This window comes from Nocardioides panacihumi, from assembly GCF_039530925.1.
In the GTDB taxonomy this organism is placed as follows: Bacteria; Actinomycetota; Actinomycetes; order Propionibacteriales; family Nocardioidaceae; genus Nocardioides; species Nocardioides panacihumi.
Genome location: NZ_BAAAPB010000008.1, coordinates 311,253 through 337,280, shown reverse-complemented (window position 1 = coordinate 337,280; position 26,028 = coordinate 311,253). Strand labels below are relative to the sequence as shown.

Annotated in this window: 29 protein-coding genes; 12 read left to right on the top strand and 17 right to left on the bottom strand. The window is 71.4% G+C overall.

Annotated features, from left to right (window positions below):
• Positions 1-23 precede the first annotated feature (23 nt).
• From ABD205_RS22545 to ABD205_RS22530, 4 genes are read left to right on the top strand one after another with little or no spacing between them, the layout of a single operon-like run.
• Entirely contained in the window at positions 24-803 is a 780-nt protein-coding gene (locus ABD205_RS22545) for a 3-oxoacyl-ACP reductase (protein WP_344048881.1), read from the top strand.
• The gene (locus tag ABD205_RS22540; RefSeq protein WP_344048879.1) at positions 800-1,522 is read left to right on the top strand and encodes a gamma-glutamyl-gamma-aminobutyrate hydrolase family protein; all 723 of its coding nucleotides are present in this window, start codon (positions 800-802) and stop codon (positions 1,520-1,522) included. The genes ABD205_RS22545 and ABD205_RS22540 overlap by 4 nt, the downstream gene beginning before the upstream one ends.
• Positions 1,519-2,247 carry a glycerophosphodiester phosphodiesterase gene (locus tag ABD205_RS22535; protein ID WP_344048877.1) on the top strand — a complete coding sequence of 243 codons (729 nt, stop codon included), beginning with the start codon at positions 1,519-1,521 and terminating at the stop codon, positions 2,245-2,247. Before ABD205_RS22540 ends, ABD205_RS22535 begins: the two co-directional genes overlap by 4 nt.
• Positions 2,244-3,215: an alpha/beta hydrolase gene (locus ABD205_RS22530; protein ID WP_344048875.1), complete on the top strand. Its 972-nt coding sequence runs from the start codon at positions 2,244-2,246 to the stop codon at positions 3,213-3,215. The genes ABD205_RS22535 and ABD205_RS22530 overlap by 4 nt, the downstream gene beginning before the upstream one ends.
• Positions 3,216-3,232: 17 nt before the next feature.
• Here the strand turns inward: ABD205_RS22530 and ABD205_RS22525 are convergent, their stop codons facing one another.
• Genes ABD205_RS22525 through ABD205_RS22510 form a run of 4 tightly spaced genes read right to left on the bottom strand, consistent with a single transcriptional unit; the run spans position 3,233 to position 6,396 of the window.
• Positions 3,233-3,985, bottom strand: a complete 753-nt coding sequence (locus tag ABD205_RS22525; RefSeq protein WP_344048873.1) for a sulfite exporter TauE/SafE family protein — start codon at positions 3,983-3,985, stop codon at positions 3,233-3,235.
• A complete protein-coding gene (locus ABD205_RS22520; protein WP_344048871.1) occupies positions 3,986-5,089 on the bottom strand; it encodes an SPFH domain-containing protein in 1,104 nt (367 codons plus the stop codon).
• A 9-nt stretch (positions 5,090-5,098) separates the two neighbouring features.
• On the bottom strand, positions 5,099-5,560 hold the full coding sequence (locus ABD205_RS22515) for an NfeD family protein (RefSeq protein WP_344048869.1): 462 nt from the start codon (positions 5,558-5,560) through the stop codon (positions 5,099-5,101).
• A 35-nt stretch (positions 5,561-5,595) separates the two neighbouring features.
• On the bottom strand, positions 5,596-6,396 hold the full coding sequence (locus ABD205_RS22510) for an ABC transporter ATP-binding protein (protein WP_344048866.1): 801 nt from the start codon (positions 6,394-6,396) through the stop codon (positions 5,596-5,598).
• Positions 6,397-6,456: 60 nt separating this feature from the next.
• Here ABD205_RS22510 and ABD205_RS22505 point away from each other — a divergent pair, with 60 nt between their 5' ends.
• Both ABD205_RS22505 and serB read left to right on the top strand, forming a co-directional pair.
• Positions 6,457-7,260, top strand: a complete 804-nt coding sequence (locus ABD205_RS22505; protein ID WP_344048864.1) for a hypothetical protein — start codon at positions 6,457-6,459, stop codon at positions 7,258-7,260.
• A gap of 8 nt (positions 7,261-7,268) precedes the next feature.
• Positions 7,269-8,477, top strand: coding sequence for a phosphoserine phosphatase SerB (serB, locus tag ABD205_RS22500; RefSeq protein WP_344048862.1), 1,209 nt, complete (start codon positions 7,269-7,271; stop codon positions 8,475-8,477).
• 143 nt (positions 8,478-8,620) lie between these two features.
• Here the strand turns inward: serB and ABD205_RS22495 are convergent, their stop codons facing one another.
• Positions 8,621-10,051, bottom strand: coding sequence for an MFS transporter (locus ABD205_RS22495; RefSeq protein WP_344048860.1), 1,431 nt, complete (start codon positions 10,049-10,051; stop codon positions 8,621-8,623).
• Positions 10,052-10,155: 104 nt separating this feature from the next.
• On the opposite strand from ABD205_RS22495, the gene ABD205_RS22490 reads away from it, so the two are divergent.
• The gene (locus tag ABD205_RS22490) at positions 10,156-10,755 is read left to right on the top strand and encodes a TetR family transcriptional regulator (RefSeq protein ID WP_344048857.1); all 600 of its coding nucleotides are present in this window, start codon (positions 10,156-10,158) and stop codon (positions 10,753-10,755) included.
• A gap of 19 nt (positions 10,756-10,774) precedes the next feature.
• Here ABD205_RS22490 and ABD205_RS22485 read toward each other — a convergent pair whose 3' ends face one another.
• From ABD205_RS22485 to ABD205_RS22470, 4 genes are all read right to left on the bottom strand, one after another.
• Complete coding sequence (locus ABD205_RS22485) at positions 10,775-11,269, bottom strand: SixA phosphatase family protein (protein ID WP_344048855.1); 495 nt, start codon at positions 11,267-11,269, stop codon at positions 10,775-10,777.
• Positions 11,270-11,307: 38 nt separating this feature from the next.
• Positions 11,308-12,078: an enoyl-ACP reductase FabI gene (gene fabI / locus ABD205_RS22480; RefSeq protein ID WP_344048853.1), complete on the bottom strand. Its 771-nt coding sequence runs from the start codon at positions 12,076-12,078 to the stop codon at positions 11,308-11,310.
• Position 12,079: 1 nt separating this feature from the next.
• Positions 12,080-12,805: a 3-oxoacyl-ACP reductase FabG gene (fabG, locus tag ABD205_RS22475; RefSeq protein WP_344048851.1), complete on the bottom strand. Its 726-nt coding sequence runs from the start codon at positions 12,803-12,805 to the stop codon at positions 12,080-12,082.
• 67 nt (positions 12,806-12,872) lie between these two features.
• Positions 12,873-13,112, bottom strand: a complete 240-nt coding sequence (locus ABD205_RS22470) for a dodecin (RefSeq protein WP_425573097.1) — start codon at positions 13,110-13,112, stop codon at positions 12,873-12,875.
• A 27-nt stretch (positions 13,113-13,139) separates the two neighbouring features.
• On the opposite strand from ABD205_RS22470, the gene ABD205_RS22465 reads away from it, so the two are divergent.
• Both ABD205_RS22465 and ABD205_RS22460 read left to right on the top strand, forming a co-directional pair.
• Positions 13,140-13,463, top strand: coding sequence for a DUF3099 domain-containing protein (locus ABD205_RS22465; protein ID WP_344048849.1), 324 nt, complete (start codon positions 13,140-13,142; stop codon positions 13,461-13,463).
• On the top strand, positions 13,460-13,663 hold the full coding sequence (locus ABD205_RS22460) for an acetone carboxylase (RefSeq protein ID WP_344048847.1): 204 nt from the start codon (positions 13,460-13,462) through the stop codon (positions 13,661-13,663). The genes ABD205_RS22465 and ABD205_RS22460 overlap by 4 nt, the downstream gene beginning before the upstream one ends.
• A gap of 45 nt (positions 13,664-13,708) precedes the next feature.
• On the opposite strand, the gene moaA is transcribed toward ABD205_RS22460, so the two are convergent.
• Positions 13,709-14,704 (bottom strand): GTP 3',8-cyclase MoaA, encoded by a 996-nt coding sequence (gene moaA / locus ABD205_RS22455; protein WP_344048845.1) that lies wholly within the window; start codon positions 14,702-14,704, stop codon positions 13,709-13,711.
• 64 nt (positions 14,705-14,768) lie between these two features.
• On the opposite strand from moaA, the gene ABD205_RS22450 reads away from it, so the two are divergent.
• Entirely contained in the window at positions 14,769-15,632 is an 864-nt protein-coding gene (locus ABD205_RS22450; protein WP_344048844.1) for an SURF1 family cytochrome oxidase biogenesis protein, read from the top strand.
• A gap of 13 nt (positions 15,633-15,645) precedes the next feature.
• Here the strand turns inward: ABD205_RS22450 and ABD205_RS22445 are convergent, their stop codons facing one another.
• Both ABD205_RS22445 and abc-f read right to left on the bottom strand, forming a co-directional pair.
• The gene (locus tag ABD205_RS22445) at positions 15,646-17,523 is read right to left on the bottom strand and encodes an ABC transporter ATP-binding protein (protein WP_344048842.1); all 1,878 of its coding nucleotides are present in this window, start codon (positions 17,521-17,523) and stop codon (positions 15,646-15,648) included.
• Between the two features lie 54 nt (positions 17,524-17,577).
• On the bottom strand, positions 17,578-19,176 hold the full coding sequence (gene abc-f, locus ABD205_RS22440) for a ribosomal protection-like ABC-F family protein (RefSeq protein WP_344048841.1): 1,599 nt from the start codon (positions 19,174-19,176) through the stop codon (positions 17,578-17,580).
• Between the two features lie 66 nt (positions 19,177-19,242).
• Here abc-f and ypfJ point away from each other — a divergent pair, with 66 nt between their 5' ends.
• On the top strand, positions 19,243-20,205 hold the full coding sequence (gene ypfJ, locus ABD205_RS22435; RefSeq protein WP_344048839.1) for a KPN_02809 family neutral zinc metallopeptidase: 963 nt from the start codon (positions 19,243-19,245) through the stop codon (positions 20,203-20,205).
• A gap of 58 nt (positions 20,206-20,263) precedes the next feature.
• Here the strand turns inward: ypfJ and ABD205_RS22430 are convergent, their stop codons facing one another.
• A complete protein-coding gene (locus tag ABD205_RS22430; protein WP_344048837.1) occupies positions 20,264-21,169 on the bottom strand; it encodes a phosphotransferase family protein in 906 nt (301 codons plus the stop codon).
• Positions 21,170-21,254: 85 nt separating this feature from the next.
• Here ABD205_RS22430 and ABD205_RS22425 point away from each other — a divergent pair, with 85 nt between their 5' ends.
• Complete coding sequence (locus ABD205_RS22425; RefSeq protein ID WP_344048835.1) at positions 21,255-22,427, top strand: glycoside hydrolase family 6 protein; 1,173 nt, start codon at positions 21,255-21,257, stop codon at positions 22,425-22,427.
• A 12-nt stretch (positions 22,428-22,439) separates the two neighbouring features.
• Here the strand turns inward: ABD205_RS22425 and ABD205_RS22420 are convergent, their stop codons facing one another.
• The 4 genes from ABD205_RS22420 to sufU all read right to left on the bottom strand — a co-directional run bounded on the left by ABD205_RS22420 (position 22,440) and on the right by sufU (position 26,027).
• On the bottom strand, positions 22,440-24,002 hold the full coding sequence (locus ABD205_RS22420; RefSeq protein WP_344048833.1) for an ABC transporter permease: 1,563 nt from the start codon (positions 24,000-24,002) through the stop codon (positions 22,440-22,442).
• Positions 23,999-24,895, bottom strand: a complete 897-nt coding sequence (locus ABD205_RS22415; protein WP_344048831.1) for an ABC transporter ATP-binding protein — start codon at positions 24,893-24,895, stop codon at positions 23,999-24,001. The genes ABD205_RS22420 and ABD205_RS22415 overlap by 4 nt, the downstream gene beginning before the upstream one ends.
• Positions 24,896-25,110: 215 nt before the next feature.
• Complete coding sequence (locus ABD205_RS22410) at positions 25,111-25,446, bottom strand: metal-sulfur cluster assembly factor (protein WP_344048906.1); 336 nt, start codon at positions 25,444-25,446, stop codon at positions 25,111-25,113.
• A 107-nt stretch (positions 25,447-25,553) separates the two neighbouring features.
• Positions 25,554-26,027: a Fe-S cluster assembly sulfur transfer protein SufU gene (sufU, locus tag ABD205_RS22405; RefSeq protein WP_344048829.1), complete on the bottom strand. Its 474-nt coding sequence runs from the start codon at positions 26,025-26,027 to the stop codon at positions 25,554-25,556.
• Position 26,028 lies beyond the last annotated feature (1 nt).

The following is a 26,028-nucleotide window of genomic DNA, read 5'->3' as shown; positions in this document are numbered from 1 at the left end:
GCCCCGACCCGGAAAGAGGACCAATGACAGGACGCATCCAGGACAAGGTCGCCGTCGTCACGGGCGGCTGCTCGGGCATCGGGCTGGCCACCGTGCGGCGCTTCGTCGCCGAGGGAGCCAAGGTGGTCATCGGCGACATCGCGGACGACGCGGGCAAGGCACTGGTCGACGAGCTCGGCGGCCCCGATGTCGCCACCTACGTCCACGTCGACGTCACCAGCAAGGACGAGGTCGACGCGCTCTTCAGGACCGCGAAGGACACCTACGGCTCGGTCGACATCGCCTTCAACAACGCCGGCATCAGCCCGCCGGACGACGACTCCATCCTCACGACCGAGCTCGACGCGTGGCGCAGGGTGCAGGAGGTCAACCTGACGAGCGTCTACCTGTGCTGCAAGGCGGCGCTGCCCTACATGCTCGAGCAGGGCAAGGGCTCGATCATCAACACGGCGTCGTTCGTGGCCGTCATGGGCGCGGCCACGTCGCAGATCTCCTACTCCGCCTCCAAGGGCGGTGTGCTGACGATGACCCGCGAGCTCGGCGTCCAGTTCGCCCGCGAGGGGGTGCGCGTCAACGCACTGTGCCCCGGCCCGGTCAACACGCCGCTGCTGCAGGAGCTGTTCGCCAAGGACCCCGAGCGCGCAGCCCGCCGGCTCGTGCACATCCCGATGGGTCGCTTCGGCGAGCCGGAGGAGATGGCCGCCGCGGTGCTGTTCCTCGCCTCGGACGACTCCTCGTTCATGACCGCGAACACGTTCCTGGTCGACGGCGGCATCTCGGGCGCGTACGTCACCCCGCTGTGAACGCGCTCGATTCGGGGCCGCTCATCGGCCTGACGACCTACCGGGAGCAGGCGGCGTGGGGCGTCTGGCGCCAGCGCGCCGACCTGCTCCCGACGCAGTACGCCGGCGCCGTCGAGTCGGTGGGCGGCGTACCGCTGCTGCTGCCACCGGTGGGTGTGCCCGGGGCCGCCGAGGCGGTGGTCGCCCGGCTGGACGGGCTCGTCGTCTCCGGCGGCGCCGACGTCGACCCGAGCCGCTACCGATCACAGCCGCATCCGCGCACCGCAGGCTGGCGGGCCGACCGCGACGCCTGGGAGCTGGCCCTGCTCGACGCGGCGGACGCGGCCGGACTGCCCGTGCTGGGAGTGTGCCGCGGCATGCAGCTGATGGCCGTCCATGCGGGGGGCAGCCTGGACCAGCACACGCCCGACCTCGTGGGGCACGAGGAGCACTCCCCCGGCGGTGACGCGTTCGGCACGACGAGCGTCGCCACGGCGCCCGGGAGCCGACTGGCCGCGCTGGTCGGCGAGAAGCTGACCGTGTCGTGCCACCACCACCAGTCGGTGCGTGAGGCGCCGGGCTTCCAGGCGGTCGCGACGGCGGCGGACGGCACGCTCGAGGCGATCGAGGCGCCGACGGACCGCTTCTACCTCGCGGTGCAGTGGCACCCCGAGACGGTCGCCGACATCGGCCTCCTGGCGGGACTGATGGAAGCCGCCCGGGCATACTCAGCCCGGTGAGCCGCCGCGTCCTGATCAGTGCCCACCGGGGCGGTGCCGGCCACGAGACCGGCAACGAGAACACCCTCCTCGCCGTCGAGCAGGCGGTCGCCGAGGGTGTGGACTACGTCGAGCTCGACGTGCAGCGCCGCGCCGACGGCTCGCTCGTGGTGCTCCACGACGATCCCGAGTCCGGCGCGGCCTACCCCGATCCGGCGCGCTTCGACGACCTGCTCACGGCGCTCGGGCCCGCCCGTGCCCACCTCGACCTCAAGTTCGGCAGCCCCGACGGGACCTCGGAGATCGACGCGATACGCCGGGCCCTGGACGTGCTCGGCCCAGGACCCCACGTCGCGACGACCGGACGCGTGCGGACGGCCCGCGCGCTGCGCGCCTGGGCGGACGCCGAGGGGCTCGACCTCAAGGTCGGCATCTCGATCGGCGGCACCGTCGCGGGCCTGCCGTTGCGGGAGCAGGTACGCCGGCGCTGGGCCGAGCTGTTCCCGCACGCGAAGGTCGCGGCCTCGCGCGCGGACGTGATCGCCGCGCACCACGCCCTGGCCCTCCTCACCCTGCGCCGGTTCGCCCGCCGGAACGGCCTCGACCTGCTCGTGTGGACGCCCGACCACCCCCTTCTGCTGCGGTACTGGTTGCGGCCCGGGCGGGCCTGGCTGGTCACCACCAACCATCCGGCCCGTGCACTCCGGATCAGGGATGCCCGGGGAACTGACAGAATGGCCCCATGAGCACCGCCCACGACACCGGCGCCATCGAGGACATCCTGGGCGCGCCGTACACGGCCGAGACCATCCCGCTGACCGACGACGAGGAGGGACAGGTCGTCGCGACCCTGGTGAAGCGGCCCGCGACCGGGACCACCCATGGCGCCGTGCTGCACGTGCACGGCTTCTCGGACTACTTCTTCCAGACCGGGCTCGCCGAGTGGTGGACCGGGCGCGGCTACGACTTCTACGCGCTCGACCTGCGCAAGTACGGCCGCTCGCTCCTCGCACACCAGACCCCCAACTACGTCACCGACCTGGCGACGTACCACGAGGAGCTCGACGCGGCCTGGCAGCGGATCACCGAGCGGGACGGGCACGACCGGGTCGTCGTCACGGCCCACTCCACCGGTGGCCTCACGACTCCACTGTGGGCCGACGTCCGCAAGCCCCCGGAGCTGGTCGGCATGGTGCTGAACTCGCCGTGGTTCGACATGCAGGGTTCGACGATGCTGCGCGTCGTCGGCACCCCGGTCATCAACCGACTCGGCGCACGGCTGCCGAAGTTCAACATCAGGCGGCACGTCAGCGGCGTCTACGCCCGCAGCCTGCACCGCGACCACGCCGGCGAGTGGGACTTCGACCTGCAGCTCAAGCCGCTGACGTCGTTCCCCGTGTACGCCGGCTGGCTGCGCGCCATCCGGACCGGCCATGCGCTGCTGCACGCCGGGCTCGACGTGCCCGCTCCGGTGCTCGTGCTGTCCTCGGACCAGACCCGGTGGACCGCGCACCTCAACGAGGCCGCGCACACCGCCGACCTGGTCCTGGACGTCAAGCAGATCCGGCAGTGGGCGACGGCGGTGGGCAAGCACGTCACGTACATCGCGATCCCGGGGGCGCGCCACGACGTGGTGCTGTCCCGCCCCGACGTCAGGGAGCGGGCGTACGGCGAGATCGCGACCTGGATGACGGCGTACGTCGACGGGCGCTGACGCGGGGTCCTCCCGGCTCAGCGCGCGAGCAGGACCACCAGCGCCACGACGCCGACCGTCACGATCACGCCCCGGAGCACCGCGGGCCGCAGCCTCCGGCCGACCGACGCGCCGATCAGGCCGCCGATGACCGACCCGACCGCGATGAGGGCGACGACCAGCCAGTCGACGTCGGCGACGAACGCGAAGATCACGCCGGCGACGGCGTTCACGATCGCCGCGAGGACGTTCTTGGTGCCGTTGAGGCGCTGCAGCGTGTCGGCGACACCGATGCCGAGCACCGCCATGAGCAGCACGCCCTGGGCCGCGCCGAAGTAGCCGCCGTACACGCCCGTCGCGAAGACGGCCGGCCACACCCACCAGTGCTCGCCGCCCCCGTCGCCGTGCCGCGCAGCCACCCAGCGGGAGATGCGCGGCCCGAACAGCACCAGCAGCACCCCGAGCGCGATGAGCGCGGGGACGATCGCCTCGAAGGCGCCTGCGGGCAGCACCAGCAGCAGCACGCCGCCGGCGGCGCCGCCCAGCAGCGACCCGATGCCGAGCCGCAGCACCCGGTCGCGCTGACCGACCAGCTCGCGGCGGTAGCCCCACGCACCCGCGACCGATCCTGGCACCAGCCCGATGGTGTTCGAGACGTTCGCCGTCACGGCCGGGTAGCCGAACGCGAGCAGCGTCGGGAAGGTCAGCAGGGTGCCCGAGCCGACGACGGCGTTGATGGTCCCGGCGCCGACGCCGGCGAGCAGGATCGCCGCAGCCTCCAGCGGCCCCACTCAGGCGTCGGCCGACGGGTCGACCGGCGGTTCGACCTGCTGGACCTGCTCGCGGATGCCGTTCGCGCTCGCGTTCGCCTCGGCGATGGCCGCCTGCACCGCGGCGTCGGCCTCCGAGCGGGCGCGGTCGGGTGAGCTCAGGGCCGGCTCCGTCGGGCCGAGGTCGACGCGCTTCGCGGGGCCGCCGCTGTTGGCGGGGATGCCCTTCATGTCGGACAGCGTCGATCCGAGTCCCTCGAGCGCCTTGCCGATCTCGCTGGGCACGATCCAGAGCTTGTTGGCGTCGCCCTCGGCGATCTTGGGGAGCATCTGGAGGTACTGGTAGGCCAGCAGCGACTGGTCGGGCGAACCGTCGTGGATCGCCTGGAAGACCGTCTGGATGGCCTGTCCCTCACCCTGGGCCCGCAGGATCGAGGACTCCCGGTCGGCCTGCGCGCGCAGGATCTGTGCCTCCCGGGCGCCCTCGGCGTTGAGGATCGCCGACTGCTTGTTGCCCTCGGCCGTGAGGATGGCTGACTGACGCTGGCCCTCGGCCGTGAGGATCGAGGCGCGCTTGTCGCGGTCCGCGCGCATCTGCTTCTCCATGGCGTCCTTGATCGAGACCGGCGGGTCGATGCTCTTGACCTCGACGCGCTTGACCTTGATCCCCCACCGCCCGGTGGCCTCGTCGAGCACGGTCGAGAGCCCGGTGTTGATGCGCTCGCGGCTGGTCAGCGTCTGCTCGAGGTCCATCCCACCGGCGATGTTGCGCAGCGTCGTCATGGTGAGCTGCTCGACGGCCTGGATGTAGTTGGCGATCTCATAGGTCGCGGCGATCGGGTCGTTGACCTGGAAGTAGATGACCGTGTCGATGGAGACCGTCAGGTTGTCCTCGGTGATCACCGGCTGCGGCGGGAAGGTGACGACCTGCTCGCGCATGTCGATCATGTAGCGGACCTTGTCCATGAACGGCACGATCACGTTGAGGCCGGGCGTCAGCGTGCCGTGGTACTTGCCGAACCGCTCGACGATGCCGGCCCGCGCCTGCGGGATGATCTTGACCGTCTTGGCCAACAGCACGATCGCGAAGATCACGACCAGCGCCAGCACAATCAGGATGGCCATGGTGGCTCCTCAGCTCTCCAACGTAGGGACGGGGTGGACGTACGCCGTCGCACCTCTGATCAGCAGCACTTCGACGGTCTCCCCCGGCTCGATGACGAGCATCTCGTCGTACGGCTTGGCCGTCCACAGCTCACCGTCGATCTTGAGCTGCCCGGGCTGGTGGGAGCTCAGGCGCACCGGGGTGATGGCCTGCTTGCCCAACAGGTTGGCGCTGCCGAGCACCAGCTCGGGACCGGTCTGAAGGCGCCGCGCGATGGCCGGTCGGACGACGACCAGCATCGCGATCGACGCCGCGACGGCGACCAGGACCTGCGCGGCGACCGAGTCGACCACGAGCGAGGTCACCATGCCGGCGATGGCACCCACGGCGAGCATGACCAGGACGAGGTCCAGGCTGGCGAGCTCGGCGATCCCGAGCAGTGCCGCGAGCGCCAGCCAGGCAGCCCACGGATTGTCCCCCAGCCACTGCATACTTCGACTCTAGTAGGCCCTGGTGGCCGACCGGATCAGATTCGCGCTCGACGCGGCTTGCGTCGCGCCGCCCAGCGGCCGTCCTCGTGCGACAGCGCGAGCGGCATGCCGAAGGTGGCGGACAGGTTGGCCTCGTTGAGCGCGTCGTCGATGAGCCCTGCGGCGACGACCCGCCCCTCGCGGAGCATCATGACGTGGGTGAACCCCGGCGGGATCTCCTCGACGTGGTGGGACACCAGCACGGTCGCCGGCGAGTCCGGGTCGTAGGCGAGCATCGAGAGGGTGGAGACGAGGTCCTCGCGGCCGCCGAGGTCGAGGCCGGCGGCGGGCTCGTCGAGCAGCAGCACCTCGGGGTCGACCATCAGAGCACGTGCGATCTGGACCCGCTTGCGCTCGCCCTCCGACAGCGTGCCGAAGGTGCGGTCGCCGAGGTGCGCGATGCCGATCTCGACGAGCAGCTCGTGGGCGCGGTCGTGGTCGAGGTCGTCGTACTCCTCGCGCCAGCGGCCCAGCACGCCGTACGACGCCGAGACGACGACGTCGCGGACCTGCTCGGACCGCGGGATCCGCTCGGCGAGCGCAGCGCTGGTCAGGCCGATCCGCGGCCTCAGCTCGAAGACGTCCACCCGGCCCAGCTGCGAGCCGAGCACCTCGACCTCGCCCGAGGTCGGGTGCATCTGGGTCGACGCCAGCTGCATGATCGTGGTCTTCCCGGCGCCGTTCGGGCCGAGGATGACCCAGCGCTCGTCCTCCTCCACGACCCAGTCGACGCCGTCGACCAGCACGGACTGACCCCGGCGGACCGTGACGTCGCGGAACTCCAGGACGGCTGCCATGGCCGCAGCCTATCGACCGGCGACGGCGCCCCTTCGGCGACCCTCCTAGACTCTGGGAGCGTGACGGACAGGCGTACGGAGGAGCGGCTCGAGCCGGTCGACGACGGCCTGCCGCTCGCCCTCCGCACGGCCTGGTGGGCGACCGCGTGGCTGCGCGGACACGTGGTCACCGACCTGCTCCTCGACGCGGTCATCGGCGAGGACGCGACGCACGTCGTCGCCGGGCTCGGCGCGCTCGACCTGGGAGTCCCGCGCCCCGACGAAGCCGCGGAGACACTGCTCGCCGGTCTCGCCCGGGTCCGGGTGGAGGGTGCCACGGGCTTCGGCGTGGCACTGCCCGTCGAGGGCGACCCGGTCGGGCTCGGTGGACCGCCGGCGTTCAACGCGGCCGCGCTCGAGGCCGGCCAGGCCGTGGTCGTGTCCGGAGCGTGGATCGGGCTGGTGCCAGGGCGCGTCGGGGCCGCCGTGACCTGGCACGCGCACCGTGCCGAGCGTCGCCAGCTGCCCGACATCGGCGAAGCCGACCGGACGCTGCGCCGCGAGCTGTCGCAGGCCGCCGACGCACTGGCCGACCTCGATGTCGCCCGCTGGCGGCCCGAGGTGGCCGACCGGCTCATGAACCTGCGGCACCGGCCCCACGTCGCGCCCCCGCCGGGCGTTCCGGACAGGTGTGTCCAGCTCGCCACCCGCGCGCTCCAGGCCGCCGAGATCGTGGAGCTCGCGCTCGAGGACGACGGGGGCGCTCTGTCGGCGTACGAGATCGCGGCGCGGCGTGACGCGCTGCGCCCCCTGGACCGGGCCGCGCGTCACGGTCTCGTCGCCGCGGGCTCTCCCGAGGCGTGGCCCGAACAGCCGATAGTCTGAGCCGCGCCATGGACCCGCGCCCCGACTCGCTGCTCATCACCCTGACCGGGCGTGACCGTCCGGGTGTCACCCGGGCAGTCTTCGCCCGGCTCGCCGAAGCCGGGGTCGAGGTCCTCGACCTGGAGCAGATCGTGCTGCGGCGACGCCTCGTGCTGGGTGTCCTCGTGAGCGTCCCCGATGACGAGGTGGCCCTGCGAGATGCGGTGTCGCAGAGCGCCGACGAGCTGGGCATGCAGGTCGAGATCGTCCGGGGCACGGGCGACAACGGCACGAAGCAGCACCGGTCGCATGTCACGGTCATCGGTGCCCCGCTGCAGGCGAGCGCGATGGCGGCGGTCGCCGGCCGCATCGCCGACGCCGGCGGCAACATCGATCGGATCCAGCGGCTGGCCAGCTATCCCGTGACCGCGATCGAGCTGGCGGTCTCGGGCGCGGCGCCGGACGGGCTGCGGGTGCTGCTCGCGCAGGAGGCGGCCCTGCAGGGCGTCGACATCGCCGTCCAGGCGGCCAACCTGACCCGCCACGGCATGCGGCTCATCGTCATGGACGTGGACTCCACGCTCATCCAGGGCGAGGTCATCGAGATGCTCGCGTCGCACGCCGGCTGCGAGGCCGAGGTCGCCGAGGTGACCGAGCGTGCGATGCGCGGTGAGCTGGACTTCGAGGAGTCACTGCGGGCGCGCGTCGCGCTGCTCAAGGGGGTGCCGGCCTCGGCGGTTCACGAGGTGTACGACAGCCTCCAGCTCAACCCGGGCGCACGGACGATGGTCCGGACGCTGCGCCGGCTGGGCTACCGGTTCGCGATCGTCTCGGGTGGGTTCAGCCAGATCACGTCACGGCTGGCGACCGACCTCGGCATCCACTACCAGCGCGCGAACGAGCTCGAGATCGTCGACGGGGTGCTGACCGGCAACATCCTCGGCGACGTGGTCGACAGGGCCGGGAAGGCGCGGGCGCTGCGGGAGTTCGCCGCCGAGCTGGGCATCTCCGAGTCCGCGACCGTCGCGATCGGCGACGGCGCCAACGACCTCGACATGCTCTCCGCGGCCGGCCTCGGCGTGGCCTACAACGCGAAGCCCGTCGTACGCTCGCAGGCGCACACGGCCGTCAACGTGCCCTACCTCGACACGATCATGTACCTGCTCGGCATCAGCCGCGAGGAGATCGAGGCCGCCGACGCGGAGGCCGGGATCGTCACTCCGGCTCCCCCGATCTGACACGCCCCCGCGGACCCGCGGACCCGCGGACCCGCGGACCCAACTATCACCGTGACAGTTTGGGCGACGGGTGACACCTACGAAGTGTCACCGACCCCGCGAACTATCACCGTGACAGTTTGGATCGCGGGCGGCCGACCCCGTCAGACCGTTCGTCGGTGAGGGATCGCCAGCGCGACCAGGGCCGCGAGCACCGCGGCGATGCCGCAGAGAGCGAAGAGCTCGCGGTACGCCGTCAGCGACGGCAACGCGAAGGCGCCGAGGTGGATGACGCTGCCGGCCAGCAGGCTTCCGCCGATCGCGGAGGCGAGCGAGCTGCCCAGGCTCCGGAAGAGCGAGTTGAGGCCGTTGGCCGACCCGAGCTCGTGGACGGGGGTGTTGGCGTTGATGATCGAGGGCAGCGCGGCGTACCCGATGCCGGTGCCGATCCCGATCACCGTCGACCCGACGATGACCTGCCAGAGGTGGTCGTGCACCGACATCCGGCCGGCGAAGCCGAGCGCGACGGCGACCGCTCCGATCGCGAGGGTCTGCGGGCCGCCGCGCCGCGCGATCAGTCGGGCGGCCACGGGCGAGAACACCAGCATCATGAGTCCGCCCGGGAGCATCGCGAGGCCCCCGACGAGCAGGCTCGAGCCGAAGCCGTAGCCGGACTGCTCCGGCGCCTCGACGTACGCCGCCGTGCCGATGAACGACGCGAACAGGGCGAATCCGAAGAGGATCGAGGCGAGGTTCGCCAAGATGATCGGCTTGCGCCGCAGCGCCTTCAGGTCGACCAGCGGGTCGGCGATACGGGTCTGCGTCCAGCCGAAGAGGACGATCAGCAGCGCCGACAGCGCCAGCAGTCCCCACACCCGCGGGGAGTCCCAGCCCCAGCTCGAGCTCTGGCTCAGCGGGAGGAGCAGGGCGACCAGTCCGGCGGCGAGGATGACGGCACCGACCATGTCGACGCGGCCCCCGCTGCGGTTCGGCGACTCGGGGACGATCGTGAGGATGCCGAGGAACGCGACAGCCCCCACGGCCGCGGTGATCCAGAACAGCGCGTGGAAGTCGGCACGCTCCGCGACGAAGCCCGCGAGGGGCAGGCCGAGCGCCCCGCCGACGCCGAGCATGGCGCTGATGAGCGCGACAGCCGACCCGACGCGCTCACGCGGCAGCAGCCCTGCGAGCAGGCTGATGCCCAGCGGGATCGCCGCGGACGAGGCGCCCTGGATCGCGCGACCGGCGATCAGCAGGCCGACGTTGCTCGTCACCGCGGTCAGCAGCGACCCGACGACGAGCGCGCCCACGGCGACGAGCAGCAGGAGGCGCTTGCCGAACATGTCGCCGAGGCGACCCATGATCGGCACCGACACGGCGGCCACGAGCAGCGTGGAGGTCAGCAGCCAGCTGATCGTGCTCGCGGAGGTGTGCAGGTCCTGCGGAAGCTCGCCGAGCACGGGGATGAGCAGCGACTGCGCCAGCGAGACGACCAGGGCGCCGAGGCCGACGACGAACAGCTCCAGCCGCGCGCGGGCCGGTGAGGTGTGCGAGGCGATCTCGGCGTCGGTCGCGCCCGACGGCTCGTGCTGCATGACGGTTCCTCTCGAGGTCTGGATCGGGTCGGGTGATGCTAACGCGATTGTGACACCGAGTGCCATTCGCGGCGTCGAATGTCACAGGGCGTACGCTGACCCTGATGAGTCCCGTCGACGCCACTCCCACCCTGCGCGACCACGCGCGTGAGGCTGTGCGTACCGAGGTCCAGCGACAGGCCTGGCTGCTCTTCTCCGAGCATGGCTTCGAGATGACCACCGTCGACCGGATCGCCGCAGCCTCGGGGATGTCGCGGCGCACGTTCTTCCGCTACTTCGCGAGCAAGGACGACCTCGTCCTGGCCCGGATGACGGAGTCGGGCTCAGAGCTCGTGTCCGTCCTGCAGGCGCGGCCCGCCGGCGAGTCCCCGTGGGCGGCGCTGCGCGCAGCGTTCCAGGTCATCGTCGACAGGCAGGTCGCCCATCCGGGGCGGTCACGCCGCCTTCAGCTGATGCTGCGCGACGAGCCCGCCGTGCGGGCCACCGTCGAGGAGTGGCGCCGACGCTGGACAGCGCTGCTCAGCCCGGTGGTCGCCGCGCGCCTGGCACCGACCGGCGACGATGCCGGGCTGCAGGCCGAGGCGCTCGTCAGGAGCGCGCTCGAGTGCCTCGAGGCCGCCCAGGAGCACTGGGCGGAGAGCGACGACAGCGACCTGAGCCGGCTCGTCGACGTCACGATGGGTGCGGTCCGACCGCTGGTCTGAGGGGTGTTTGCCGGACTGCTCAGCGGTGCTCGACGTGTACGTCGACCAGCTGCGCGGTGCCTTCCGCGAGATCGGCCCACGGGCCGTCGTACTCGAACACGGCGACGGCGGCCGTCGGGAACCCCGTCGTGGCGAGCTGCGGCGAGCCACCCGCGTCGAGCACCTGCGCGAGATAGGCCATCGTCGGGTTGTGACCGACGACCAACGCGGTCGTGACCCCGTCGTCGAGGGCTCGGACGAGGTCGAGCGCCGTGTCGGCGTCCGCCTCGTAGAGCGTGCTGTCGAGGCACGGCTTCAACGTCCAGCCGGCCTCGGCCGCCATCGCCGACCAGGTCTGCTCGGTGCGGACGGCGTCCGACACGATCGCCTGCTGGGGTGTCGTGCCCCGCGCGGCCAGCCACGCGCCGGCCCGGCCCGCCTCGGTGAGACCGCGGTCGGTGAGGGCGCGCTCGTGGTCCGTGGCGCCGTACGACTCCGCCTTGGCGTGGCGGACGATGACAAGGACGCGGGTCATCCTCCGAGCCTAGTGGCGCGCGACGGGCGGAGGGGTGATCAGGCGCCCATCGCGTGGAAGCCGCCGTCCACGTGCACGATCTCGCCCGTGGTCGCCGGGAAGAAGTCGGAGAGAAGCGCGCACACCGCACGCGCCGTCGGCTCCTGGTCGGTGTTGTCCCAGCCGAGCGGCGCCCGGGTCGACCACATGTCCTCGAGGTCGCTGAAGCCTGGGATCGCCTTCGCGGCGAGCGTGCGCAGCGGGCCGGCGGAGACGAGGTTGACCCTGATGCCGTGCGGGCCCAGGTCGCGCGCCAGGTAACGCGCGCAGGACTCCAGGCCGGCCTTGGCCACGCCCATCCAGTCGTACGCCGGCCAGGCGACCGTGGCGTCGAAGGTCAGCCCGACGACGCCCGCTCCCGGCGTCAGCAGCGGCCGGGTCGCCTGCGCGAGGCTCATCAGCGAGTACGCCGAGACCTGCACCGCCTGCGCGACATCGGGCCACGGGCCGTCCAGGAACTTGCCGCCGAGCAGCGTCTCCGGGTTGCCGTAGGCGATCGAGTGGACCACGCCGTCGAGCCCGTCGACGTGCTCACGGACCTGGTCCGCGAGCCCGGCGAGGTGCTCGGGGTCGGTGACGTCCAGCTCGAGCACCGGCGCCTCGGCCGGCAGCCGCTTGGCGATCCGCTTGGTGATCGACAGCGCCCGGCCGAAGTTGGAGATCAGCACCGTGGCGCCCTGCTCCTGCGCGACCTTGGCGGTCGCGAAGCCGATCGAGCTGTCCATCGTCACGCCCGCGACGAGGATCCGCTTGCCTTCGAGGAGACCCATGTCAGTGCCCCATTCCCAGTCCACCGTCGACGGGGATGACGGCCCCGGTGACGTAGCCCGCGTCCGCGAGCCAGGTGATGGCGTCGGCGATCTCGTCGACGCTCGCGTAGCGACCCAGCGGAACCTGGGCCTTGATGGCACTCTTCTGCTCGTCGGTGAGCACGTCGGTCATGTCCGTCTCGACGAAGCCGGGTGCGACGACGTTCGCCGTGATGCCGCGGCTCCCGAGCTCGCGGGCGAGCGAGCGCGCCAGACCGACCAGGCCGGCCTTCGAGGCGGCGTAGTTGGCCTGTCCCGCGCTTCCGAGCAGGCCGACCACGCTGGAGACGAAGATGATCCGCCCGCGACGAAGCCGCAGCATGCCCTTCGCGGCACGCTTGGCGAGCCGGTAGGAGCCGGTCAGGTTGGTGTCGACCACCGACGCCCAGTCGTCCTCGGACATCCGCAGCAGGAGCGTGTCCTTGGTGATGCCGGCGTTGGCGACCAGGACCTCGACCGGGCCGTGCGCGGCCTCGATCTCGGCGTACGCCGCCTCGACCTGCGCGGGGTCGGTCACGTCGCAGCGGACGTCGAGAGCGCCCTCCGGCGCTCCCCCGCTGCGGGTCGTGACGGCCACCTTGTCGCCTGCCGCGAGGAACGCCTCCGCGACGGCTCGCCCGATGCCACGGTTGCCGCCGGTGACCAGCACCGACCGCGGCTCCCTGTCAGTTGCGCTTGCTCCGCTCACGTTGCCCGAACGTAGCGATTACCGCGAAGTATGCCCAATGACGGGCGACACGGTCGGCGCGTCGCGCTCACTCGTCCTCGAGTCGGAAGCCGACCTTGAGGCCGACCTGGAAGTGCTCGACCCGGCCGTCCTCGACCTGACCGCGGATCTGAGTGACCTCGAACCAGTCGAGGTTGCGCAGCGTCTTCGACGCCCGGTCGACCGCGTTGCGGATGGCGGCGTCGATGCTCTCCGGTGAGCTCCCGACGACCTCGGTGAGACGGTAGGTGTGGTTGGCCATGACTACCTCCTGGGTGATGGCGGTCACCCGACTCTAGCGACGTAGAGTGGGCGCATGGCCAGAGTCAGACACCGCGACGAGGCCGTCCGCATCACCACCGCCGCGCAGAGCCACGAGCACGACATCAGCGTCCGGCAGCGGCACTACCTCATCTCGATGTCGATCCGGGTCGTGTGCTTCGTCGGAGCCGTCTTCGCCGGCGCCAACGGCATCAACTGGCTGTGGCCCCTGCTGATCGTCGGCGCGATCGTGCTGCCGTACGTCGCCGTGGTCGGCGCCAACGCCGCCCACACGCGGGACGAAGACCTCTCGCTGCTCGACACCGGCTATCGCCGCGAGCTCACCGACGGCGACGACAAGCCGCAGGGCGAGCTGTGACGCTCGGCGAGAAGACCGAGCTCGATCTCTGCTCGGCCAAGGGCTGCCAGGCGCCCGGCACCTGGGAGCTGCGGTGGAACAACCCGAAGATCCACACCCCGGACCGGCGCAAGGTGTGGCTGGCCTGCGACGACCACAAGGCGTCCCTGGGTGACTTCCTCGGCGCGCGCGGCTTCCTCAAGGAGACCCAGCCGCACTGACGTCGTACGAGGTGGCTGTCGGAGCAACCGCCCCGTATGACGTTGCTAGCCGCCGATGGCCGACATCGGCCGGTCCGGCTGCAGGAACGTCGGGTCGTCGATCCCATGGCCAGCCCGCTTGCCGGCCATCGCCGTCACCCAGCGCTGGGCGAGCTCCTCGTCCGACGCGCCGGCTCGCATCGCACCCCGCAGGTCCGACTCCTCGCGCGCGAACAGACAGTTGCGGACCTGGCCGTCGGCCGTCAGCCGCACCCGGTCGCAGTCGCCGCAGAACGGGCGCGACACCGACGCGATGATGCCGACCGTCGCCGGCCCGCCGTCCACGGTGAACAGCTCCGCCGGGGCGCTCCCCCGGGGCTCCTCGGCGGGCTCGAGGACGAACTCCTTCTCGAGCAGCCGCTGGATCTCGTCGGCGGTCACCATCTCCGTGCGCGACCAGACGTGCTGGGCGTCCAGTGGCATCTGCTCGATGAAGCGCAGGTGGTAGCCGTGCTCGACCGCCCAGCGCAGCAGCTCGGGGGCCTGATCGTCGTTGACACCCCGCATGAGCACGGCGTTGAGCTTCACGGGGCCCAGACCGGCCTCCTGGGCAGCGCCGAGGCCGGCGATCACGTCGTGCAGCCGATCGCGTCGGGTGACGGCGGCGAACGTCTCGGGGCGGATGCTGTCGATGCTGACGTTGACACGGTCGAGGCCGGCCGCGGCCAGCGCCGACGCCGTACGGGCCAGCCCGAGGCCGTTGGTGGTCAGCGAGGTCTCGACGCCCAGGGCGTGGGTCCGCGCGACGATCCCGACGAGACCGCGCCGCACGAGGGGCTCCCCGCCCGTGAACCGCACCTCGCGTACGCCGAGCCGCTCCACGGCGATCGTGACCAGTCGGACGACCTCGTCATCGGTGAGCACGGCCTCGGTCGGCAGCCACTCCAGGCCCTCCGCCGGCATGCAGTACTCACAGCGCAGGTTGCACCGATCGGTCAGCGAGACCCGTAGGTCGGTCGCGATGCGACCGAACCTGTCGGCGAGCGGTGTCGTCTCCACCACACCATCCTAGGTGGGGACCCCCGCGGGTGTGGGCTTCGGCGACTCCGGGATTAGCCTTCGTGGCGTGCGGTCGTTCCGGTTCCTCCTCAGCCGCCGCTGGGGACTGTTCGCGTTGACGGTCGTCCTCGTCGCCTGGGCGACGTGGTGGCTCGGGCAGTGGCAGTTCCACCGGCTGACCGACCGCAAGCACGACAACCAGGTCGTGGAGACCAACGAGCACCGCACGGCCGCGCCGATCGACGACGTGCTCGCCGCCGGCGAGCCCGTCGCCGCGGACGACGAGTGGCGGCTCGTCACGGTGACCGGCACGTACGACGCCGCGCACACCATCATCTGGCGATACCGCTCCAACGACGACGGGGCGCCGGGCGTCGACGTCGTCGTCCCGCTCGTCACCGACGCCGGCACGACGGTCATCGTCGACCGGGGCTGGCTGGGCACTGCCGCCGACGACAAGCGTCCCGACGTCCCCCCGCCACCCGCGGGGCGGGTGACCGTCACCGGCTACGTCCGCGCGGACGGCTCCGGCAGCAGCACGCGGGTCGATGCCCTGTCCACCCGCGCGCTCTCGTCCCGGACCGTCGGTCCCGCCATCGGCAGGCAGGTGTACGGCGGCTGGCTGGCGCTCCACAGCGAGGACCCGAAGCCGACCCAGGCGCTCGACCCGCTCTCGCTGCCCGACCTCGGCAACGGCCCGCACTTCTTCTACGGGCTGCAGTGGTGGTTCTTCGGCGTGCTCGCCGTCTTCGGATTCTTCTACCTGCTCTACGACGAGTGGCGCACCGGCAAGGGCGACGCGGTGGGCGCTGCGCGACGCCGGGTCAAGCAGGACCGCGACGACACGCGGAGCGAGAAGACGAGCCGCAAGCAGGCCGTGCGCGAGGCCTACAAGGCGGCGTACGAGAAGGAGCGCGCGGCGCGCAAGTGACGCGCCCCGGCGCTCAGACGGCGTCCGGCTGGCCCAGGAACTGGGTGCGGTAGAGCTCGGCGTAGAGCCCGCCGACGGCGAGCAGCTCCTCGTGCGTGCCGCGCTGGACGACGGTCCCGGCCTCGACCACGAGGATCTGGTCCGCGTCGCGCACCGTGGAGAGCCGGTGGGCGATGACCAGCGACGTCCGGCCACTCAGCGCCGCGTCGAGGGCGCGCTGCACGGCGGCCTCGGACTCGCTGTCGAGGTGGGCGGTGGCCTCGTCGAGCACGACGATCGACGGCGCCTTCAGCAGCAGCCTGGCGATCGCCAGCCGTTGCCTCTCGCCACCGGAGAGCCGGTAGCCGCGGTCCCCCACGACCGTGTCGAGACCGTCCGGCAGCGCCGAGACCAGGGGTGCGATCTGGGCGGCCTCGAGCGCGTCCCAGATGGCGTGCTCCGAGGCGTCCGGGCGGGCGTAGAGGAGGTTGGCGCGGATGGTGTCGTGGAACATGTGGGCGTCCTGCGTGACGTAGCCGACGGCATCCTCCAACGACTGCAGCGTGACGTCGCGGACGTCGTGACCACCCACCCTGACGACGCCGGCGCCCGCGTCGTACAGCCGGGCGACGAGGTGCGTGATGGTCGTCTTGCCGGCTCCCGACGGACCGACGAGCGCGACCATCTGACCGGGCTCGGCCGTGAACGTGATGTCGGTCAGCACCGGCCCACTGGGACGGGACTCGACCCGCGCGATCACCTCGAGCGAGGCGAGCGAGACCTCCTCGGCCCTCGGGTAGCTGAAGGCGACGTGCTCGAACTCCACCCGGGCCGCGTCGCGCGGCAGCGCGACGGCGCCGGCTCGCTCCTGGATGGTCGAGGGCAGGTCGAGGACCTCGAAGACCCGCTCGAAGCTGACCAGCGCGGTCATCACGTCGATCCGCACGTTCGACAGCGACTGCAGCGGCCCGAGCAGGCGGAGCAGCAGCAGGCCGAGGGCGGTGAGCGTGCCCAGCGTGAAGTGACCCTGGATGACGAGCCAGCCGCCGACGCCGTACACGAGGGCGGTGGCGATGGCCGGCACCAGCGTCATCGCCATCGTGAAGACCCGGGTCAGCAGCGAGATCCGCACACCGACGTCGCGGACGACGGCGGCCCGGACCGCGAACTGGGCGTCCTCCTCGGCACGACGGCCGAAGAGCTTCATCAGCAGCGCCCCGCCGACGCTGAACCGCTCGGTCATCGCCGTGCCGAGAGCCGCGTTGCCGTCCATCTGCTCGCGGGTCAGGCCGGCCAGCCGGTTGCCGACCCAGCGCGACGTCAGGAGCAGCACCGGGAAGAGCAGCAGGCACAGCCCCGTGACCTGCCAGCTCAGCGTCAGCATGGTGATGCCGACGACGATGACCGAGATCAGGCTGGCGACGGTGTTCGAGAGTGTGGAGGTGAACGCACGTTGGGCGCCGATGACGTCGTTGTTGAGACGCGACACGAGCGCGCCCGTCTGGGTGCGTGTGAAGAACGCGAGCGACTGGCGCTGCACGTGCGCGAAGACCTGGGTGCGCAGGTCGAAGATCAGGCCCTCACCGATGCGGGACGAGAGCAGTCCGCTCGCGACTCCGATGCCGGCGTCGACCAGTGCGACGACCGCCATCGCCACCGCGAGCCAGACGACGACAGCCACGTCGCCCTTCAGGATGCCGTCGTCGACCACGTGCTTGGTGAGCAGTGGCGTCACCACCACCAGGCCGGCGTCGACGACCGTGAGGGCCAGGAAGCCCGCGATCGGCCGACGGTGCGGCCGCGCGAAGCCGACGACCCGCCGCACGGTGCCACGCTCCAGACGCTGACCGAGCACCTGCCGGTCCGAGCGCAGGTTCCGGTAGACGCCGCCCATCCCCAGATTGCCTGCCATAGGGACCAGTATCTGGGACGGTGGTGGGAGCGGCCGCGCCGGGACCCGTCGAGGTCAGGCGAGGGAGACGAGGTCGGCGTACGACTCGTTCCAGAGGTCCTCGACACCGTCGGGCAGGATCAGCACCCGGTCGGGCTCGAGCGCCTCGACGGCGCCCTCGTCGTGGGTGACGAGGATGATCGAGCCCTCGTAGCGACGGATCGCGTTGAGGACCTCCTCGCGCGACGCCGGGTCGAGGTTGTTGGTCGGCTCGTCGAGCAGCAGCACGTTGGCGGCGCTGACGACGAGCGAGGCGAGCGCGAGACGCGTCTTCTCGCCGCCGGACAGCACGCCGGCCGGCTTGTGGACGTCGTCCCCGCTGAACAGGAACGCACCGAGCACCGAGCGGGCCTCGGTGTCGGTGAGCTCGGGGGCCGCGGACTGCATGTTGTCCAGCACGGTCCGGCCGACGTCGAGGGTCTCGTGCTCCTGCGCGTAGTAGCCGATCTTGAGGCCGTGGCCGGGCACCACGAGGCCGGTGTCGGGCTTGTCGACGCCGGCGAGGATCCTCAGCATGGTCGTCTTGCCCGCGCCGTTGAGACCCAGGATGACGACGCGCGAGCCCTTGTCGATCGCGAGGTCGACCGCGGTGAACACCTCGAGGGCGCCGTACGACTTGGACAGGCCCTTCGCGGTGAGCGGCGTCTTGCCGCAGGGGGCCGGCGACGGGAACTTGATCGCGGCGACCTTGTCGGTCTGACGCTCCCCCTCGACACCCGCCATCAGCTTCTCGGCCCGCTTGAGCATCTGCTGCGCGGCGCTCGCCTTGGTCGCCTTCGCGCGCATCTTGTTGGCCTGGTCGGTGAGGGTCTTCGCCTTGTTCTGGGCGTTCAGGAGCTCGCGCTTGCGGCGGGCCTCGTCGGTCTCGCGCTGGGTGAGGTAGTTGCGCCAGCCCATGTTGTAGACGTCGATGACCGACCGGTTGGCGTCGAGGTGGAAGACCTTGTTGACCGTCTCGGACAGCAGGCTGTTGTCGTGGCTGATGACGATGAAGCCACCTCGGTAGGCCTTCATCCAGTCGCGCAGCCAGATGATCGAGTCGGCGTCGAGGTGGTTGGTCGGCTCGTCGAGGATCAGCACCTCGGCGCCCGAGAAGAGGATCCGCGCCAGCTCGACCCGCCGGCGCTGACCGCCCGACAACGTCTTGAGCTGCTGCTCCATCAGGCGGTCGGGGATGCCCAGCGACTGGGCCATCTGGAGCGCCTCGGACTCCGCGGCGTACCCACCGCCGGCGTCCAGCTCGTCGTGTGCCCTCTGGTAGCGGCGCATGGCCTTCTCGCGCACGGCCGGGTCGTCCGAGGCCATCTCCAGCTCGGCCGCCCGCATCCGGCGTACGGCGGCGTCGAGGCCGCGCGCGGACAGGATCCGGTCCCGAACCAGCACCTCGGGGTCACCGACGCGCGGGTCCTGCGGCAGGTAGCCGATCTCACCGGTGCGCGTGACGTTGCCGCCCGCCGGGAGCGAGTCGCCGGCGAGGACCTTGGTGAGCGTGGTCTTGCCGGCGCCGTTGCGCCCGACGAGGCCGACCTTGTCACCCGGCCCGACCCGGAAGCTGACGTTCTCCATGAGGAGCCTGGCTCCGACGCGGACTTCCAGTTGATGGGCGGTGATCATGAGGATCAATAGTCTATGGCGCGGGGTACCTAGCCCCGAAGTCGGCGAGTGATGGGGGTATCTCGGATGCGGTTCAACCCGAAGGCGCGGCTGGACACCAGTCGCACCCGCGACGTGGGTGGATCGGGCGGCGGCGGTCTCGGCGGGGGCGGTCTCGGCGGAGGCGGAATGCAGCTGCCGACCGGGAAGATGGGCGCGGGCGGCATCGTCCTGCTGCTCGTGATCGTCCTCATCAGCCAGTGCACGGGTGTCGGGCCCGACCTCGGGAGCGTCCTGGGCGGTGCGGCCGGCAGCACTCTCGACGCCAGCCGGTTCGACCAAGCCCAGGGCGACACGGGCCGCTACGCGAACTGCAAGTCCGGCGAGGACGCGAACAACAACCCCGACTGCGCCCTCGTGGCGGTCGAGAACTCGCTCTACGACTACTGGAAGGGCGAGGTCAACGGGCAGTTCCAGCCGGAGAACGGCGTCGAGACGTTCACGGGGTCGGTGAACACGAACGGCTGCGGCAACGCGACGACCGACGTCGGCCCGTTCTACTGCCCGACGGACCAGACGATCTACCTCGACACGTCCTTCTACCGGGACATGCTCGAGGGCCAGCTCGGTGGCAAGGACGCCCCGTTCGTGAGGGCGTACGTGATCGCCCACGAATACGGGCACCACATCCAGAACCTGCTCGGCATCATGGGCAAGGTGCGCACCCAGCAGGGCCCGAGGAGCGACTCGGTGAAGCTGGAGCTGCAGGCCGACTGCTTCGCCGGCATGTGGGCCCAGGCGGCCCAGACCACGCCGGACGCCGATGGCAACGTCCTCATCTCCGACCTCACCGACACCGACATCACCGACGCGATCGGTGCGGCCACGGCGGTGGGCGACGACTACATCCAGAACAGGATGAGCGGGCACGCCAACCCGGAGTCCTGGACGCACGGGTCCTCGGCACAGCGGGTGCAGTGGTTCAAGACGGGGATGGCGTCGAACGACGACGTCAACGCGTGCGACACCTTCGCCGCCGGCGCGGTCTGACCCGGTGTGACCTTCGCTGGCCGAGGAGCCGCCGAGGGACGACGCGCAGTGTCCAGACCTACGCCTCCAGCAGCGCGCTGACGGCGTCGGTCTGGCGTTGCAGGGCGCGCAGGTGCGGCGCGACCGAGGGGTGCCGGAACTTCGCCGCGAGCGCACCCTCCCCCGTCGCCACCCGCGCCAGCGCCCAGTCGGCGCGGGTGCACACGGTGTAGACGGCGGTGACCTGCGCGCCGAGCGTCACCTGCTCGCGGGTGGCCAGGCCGGCCGGAAGGCCGAGCAGGTAGGCGTCGAGGAGCGGCTCGAACTCCTCGCGCGCCATCAGGAGGTAGTAGCCGAGGTCGCCGCCCACCGGTCCGTAGCCGAGCGAGCCCCAGTCGACCGCGATCAGGTCGTCGGCGTCGCGACCGAGCAGGTTCCCGGGCACCGGGTCACCGTGCTGGGCGACCTGCGGCAGGGCGTCGAGTGCATCGAGGAGCCGGCCGCGCTTGCGCCACAGCACGTCGGCGATGTCGCTGGCCGTCGTACGCGTCAGGGTGGACCAGCCGCCGCGTCGCTCGACACGTGCCAGCCGGTCCCGCAGCTGGTGGCGAGCCAACCAGCGCACGTGGGAGAGGTCCGCGGCGGCGAAGCGACCCATCGCGTGAGCCGCGAACAGACCGCTGTTGGCCGCGTCCTCGACCCACTCCGCCACGATGGTGACGCCGTCCGCGTCCTCCTCCGCGGACGTACGCGGCGCACGCAGGCCGGGAGTCGCGTCGACCAGCCCGTACGTCGCGACGTCGGCCGCCCGCCGCCAGTAGGCGAAGTGGCGCGGATCCGTCAGCTCGGCGGGGTCGTACTCGTCCGGCGCGGCCACCCGCTTGACGGCGACCGCCCGCTCGCCGAGGACCGTGCGCCAGACGCCGACCGTCGACACGCCGCTGCCACCGGGCAGGGCGAGCCACCCCGGCTCGGGCTCCCACATGGTCCGGACGCTAGCCGATGTCAGGCCCCGTCACGCGCAACCGGGACTCTTCACGTCGACGCGGCGGCTGCCGATGGACTCCCACGTGAGGATCTCTCGAGGGCTGGCAGCGGCGATCACCGCGACGGTGTTGGCGGTCGCGGGCAGCGTGGTGACGACGCAGAGTGCCCGGGCCGACGGCTCCCGGCTGCCTCTGCCCGATGCGAAGTCGTTCGGCGGCGGCCGGTATGCCACGAACCCGAGCAACCCCCTCGGCGGCGGGACGTGGGCCGTCAACAACGGCTTCTGGGAGAACGGCCGCGGTCTCTACACCGACTACCTCTCGTCCAGCGGCACGGACAGGACCTACCTCGGGCGCGCGGCGCTGCAGCCCTCGGCGCTGTGGCTCACTGGCACCAACTCGTTCGCCCTGAACAAGGTCCCCGACTACCTGCGCACGGTGAACCCGACCAACGATCCGAACAAGCTCGTCCAGGTCGCCGTCTTCGGCCTCTGGCCCCGGGGCGAGGGCGCCAGGAGCACGCCGCTGACCGCGACCGAGCAGGCGCACTACCGCACGTGGATCCAGCGCGTCTCCGCCGGGATCGGCGGCTCGCGCGTGCTGATCGCGCTCGAGCCCGACCTCGCGATCACCACGAACCCGGCGCGCGACGGGGTGCACGACCCGCGGGTGCGCCAGTCCCTCACGCGGTACGCCGCGAAGTGGTTCCACGACCACAACCGGCGGGCCACCGTCTACCTCGACGCCGGCGCCTCCGACTGGCTCTCGCCCGACCAGGCGGCAGCGCTGCTGCGGCGTTCGGGCGTCGCCTACGTCCGCGGCTTCAGCCTGGACATCACGCACTACACCAGGACCCCCGACAACATCACCCAGGGCGCCGCGATCCTCCGGGCGCTCGCACGGCGCGGCGTCAGCGGGAAGCACTTCGTCATCGACACCGCCGACAGCGGCCGCGGCTACACCTACGCCCAGTGGGACCACCGGTTCGGCTCGTCGACCTTCGACAACTCGCGCAGCTGCCCGGACGGGCAGGCGACACTCTGCAACGCGCTCGGCGTGCCGCCGACGTGGCAGGTCGTCCAGCCGGCGTACGTCGCTGCGCTGCGACTCACCGCGGCGCAGGTGCGGGTCACGCGGCGCAGCGTCGACGCCTACCTGTGGCTGACCCGCCCGTGGATGTACGACCAGGCGTCGCCGTACCAGCACGACAAGGCGCTCTCCGCCGCCCGGTCCACGCCGTTCGCAGCGCTGTACTGAGCGGAGCGGCCGTCAGCCGATGTCGCGCTCGCGGAAGCGCAACCAGGCGGCTGCCAACAACAGCGCCGCGATGGCGGTGAGCCCGATCTCGGGCGCCCACTGCCACGGTTGCGCCGGCATCGTCGGCACGTGGGAGTACGGCGACAGCCCGGTCAGCCAGCCCGGGAAGCCCACCAGCTCGCCGATCAGCGTCAGCGTGAGGAACAGAGCCGGCCACACCCACCCGAACACGGCCCACGAACCGCGGAGGGCGAGCAGCACGGCGGCGAGACCGATGACGACCCAGACGGCCGGCGACCAGCCGATGGCCGCCGTGACCAGGTCGCCGGGCGACGGGCCACCGGCAGTCGCGTAGCCGACCCAGAGCGTGATCCCGGTGACGAACAGCAGCCACAGCGAGCCGGCGAGCGCGACGACCAGCGATGCGGCCAACCACCGTGCCCGCGACGTCGCGGTCGCGAGCACCTCCTCCGTCCGTCCCCCGGTCTCGTCGCTGCCGGCGTGGCTGACGACCGAGATCCCGAAGCACGTGACGACGATCGCCACCACCGACAGCACCGCGGCCAGCATCTCCCCGCCGAGCCGGTCGATCAGCTCCTGGGCCGACCCGGAGTCCAGCAGGTCGTCGAGGCCGGGTGCGATGAAGCCGAACAGCAGTCCGAGCACCGCGACGGCGGCGGTCCACGCGACGATCGCGGCGCCGTGGACGCGCAGGCTGAGCGACACCGCGTCGGACAGGCGCGGTGAACCGGTCGCCGGGCCGGGGCGGGCGGCGACCAGGCCGGCGCCCAGGTCACGCCGGCCGCGCAGCCACCGTGCGACCGCGACCAGCGCCACGGCGAGGAGCGGGTAGAGGGCCAGGACCCACCAGCGGGTCCCCGACCAGGCCCGCGCCTGGGTGTTCCATCCCAACGGCGACAACCAGCTCAGCCAGGTCGCGCCGCTCGCGTCACCGACGGCGCGCATCATGAAGAGCACGCCCAGGACGCCGGCGGCGGCCGCCGCGCACGTGCGGGCGCTGGCCGACAGCTGGACGCACACCGCGGCGATGCCGGTCGCGACGAGGCCGGTGCCGAACCAGACACAGCCGAAGGCCACCGACCCGGCCGGGTCGAGGCCTCCGGCGATGTTCGCCACGACCACGAGAAGACCGAGCGCGATCGCGACGACCACAGACTCGGCAACGGCCGCCGTGAGCGGCGCGTCCCGGCCGACCGCCGTGCCGCCGACCAGCTCGGTGCGGCCGCTCTCCTCCTCGACACGCGTGTGCCGGCGGACGAGGACGACGAAGAGGATGGCCGCGATGACGGCGTACAGCACGGTCATCTTGGTCATCGCGAGCTCGCCGATGCTGTGCACGTCGAGGATCGGACCGTAGAGCGCGACGATCGCGGGGCTGTCGTTGAGAGCCTCGGCGGCACGCACCCGTGCGGCGTCGGTGTCGTACAGGCCCGGGGTGGCGGCCGCGGAGACGAGGCACAGCACGGCCATCACCAGCAGCCAGGCCGGCGCGATGATCCGGTCGCGCCGCGCGAACTGGCGCACGAGCAGCCGGGTGCCTGCTGTCGCGCTCATCGCACGGGCGTGCGGTAGGCGTCGAGGAAGAGCTCCTCGAGGCTGGGCGGCGTGCTGGTCAGTGCCGTCACCCCGGCCGCGGTCAGCGCGGTGAGCACGGTCGGGAGACCGTCGGGGTCGACGGTGCAGGTCACCTGGGTGCCCTCGACCGAGACGTCGTGCACGCCGGCCAGGCCGGACAGCTCCGGCACCGGGCCGGTGACCGTCGCCGTGACCTTGCTGCGGTGCAGGTGACGCAGGGACTCGAGCGTGCCGGTCTCGACCGTCCGGCCTTCGCGGATGATCGTGACCCGGTCGGCCAGCCGCTCCACCTCGCTCAGGATGTGGCTGGACAGCAGCACCGTGGCACCGCGATCCGTGGCCTCGGCGACGCAGTCGTTGAAGACCTGCTCCATCAGGGGGTCGAGCCCGCTGGTCGGCTCGTCGAGGATCAAGAGCTCGGCGTCGGCTGCGAAAGCCGCGACGAGGGCGACCTTCTGACGGTTGCCCTTCGAGTACGCCCGGCCCTTCTTGGTCGGGTCGAGCGCGTAGCGCTCGATCAGCTCGTCGCGACGCGACGTACGCGGGTCGGCGTCGCGCATCCGCAGCAGCAGGTCAACGGTCTCCCCGCCGCTCAGGTTGGGCCACAGCGAGACGTCGCCGGGCACGTACGCCAACCGACGGTGCAGGTCGGCCGCGTCGCGCCAGGGGTCAGCCCCGAACAGCCTGGCCCCTCCCCCGCTGGCGCGCATCAGACCGAGCAGGATCCGGATCGTCGTCGACTTGCCGGCGCCGTTCGGCCCGAGGAAGCCGTGCACCTCGCCTGCCGACACCGTCAGTTCGAGCCCGTCCAGGGCCCGCACGCCGCCGAACGTCTTGACGAGGCCAGTCGCCTCCGCCACCACATCGCTCACGCGCACAGGCTAGTGCTCCACGACATCGCCGAGTCGGCGCTTGTGCACCCTCGGACGGCGCCGAGTCGGCGCAACTTCGCACCCTGGAAACGCCGAGTCGGCGCAACATCGCACCCTGGAAACGCCGAGTCGGCGCAACTTCGCACCCTGGAAACGCCGAGTCGGCGCATCTTCACAGACAAACTGCGAGGATGCGCCGACTCGGCGTTGGAGTGTCAGACGTTGAAGCCGAGCGCACGCAGTTGCTCGCGGCCGTCCGGCGTGATCTTGTCGGGGCCCCACGGGGGCATCCAAACCCAGTTGATCGCGACGTCGTTGACCATGCCCTCGAGGGCCTGGTTCGTCTGGTCCTGGATCAGGTCGGTCAGCGGGCAGGCCGCCGACGTCAGCGTCATGTCGATGACGACGTCGGACGCCTCGTTGATGTGTACGCCGTACACGAGACCCAGATCCACGACGTTGATGCCGAGCTCGGGGTCGACGACGTCCTTCATCGCCTCCGTCACGTCGTCCACCGCGAGCGTCGCGCCGTCAGCGACGGTCACCGTCATGACGACTCCGCCCGTCTGTGCCTCGTGGTCGTGCCCGGCGTGGTCATGCCCGGCGTGGTCATGCCCGGCGTGGTCGTGCCCGGCGTGGTCGTGGTGGTCGTGCTCGCTCATCGGTTCTCCTCCGTGGCGGGGGCGGCGGCCAGGGTCTGCGCGGTCGCGTCCTTCCAGGCCATCCAGCTCAACAGAGCGCACTTGACGCGCGCGGGGAACTTGGCAACACCGGCGAAGGCGATGCCGTCCTCCAGCACGTCCTCGTCGGGGACCACGGTGCCCTTGCCCTGCATCAGGGTCAGGAAGTCGGCGTGCACGGCCATCGCGTCGTCGACCCGCTTGCCGATCACCAGATCGGTCAGCACGGACGCCGACGCCTGGGAGATCGAGCAGCCGACGGCGTCGTACGAGACGTCCTCGACGATGCCGTCGCGCACGTGGACGCGGAGGGTCACCTCGTCGCCGCAGGTCGGGTTGACGTGGTGGACCTCTGCCTCGAACGGGTCGCGCAGCCCCGAGTGGTGGGGGTTCTTGTAGTGGTCCAGGATGATCTCCTGGTACAGGGCGTCGAGGTCGGCTTGTGTGCTCATC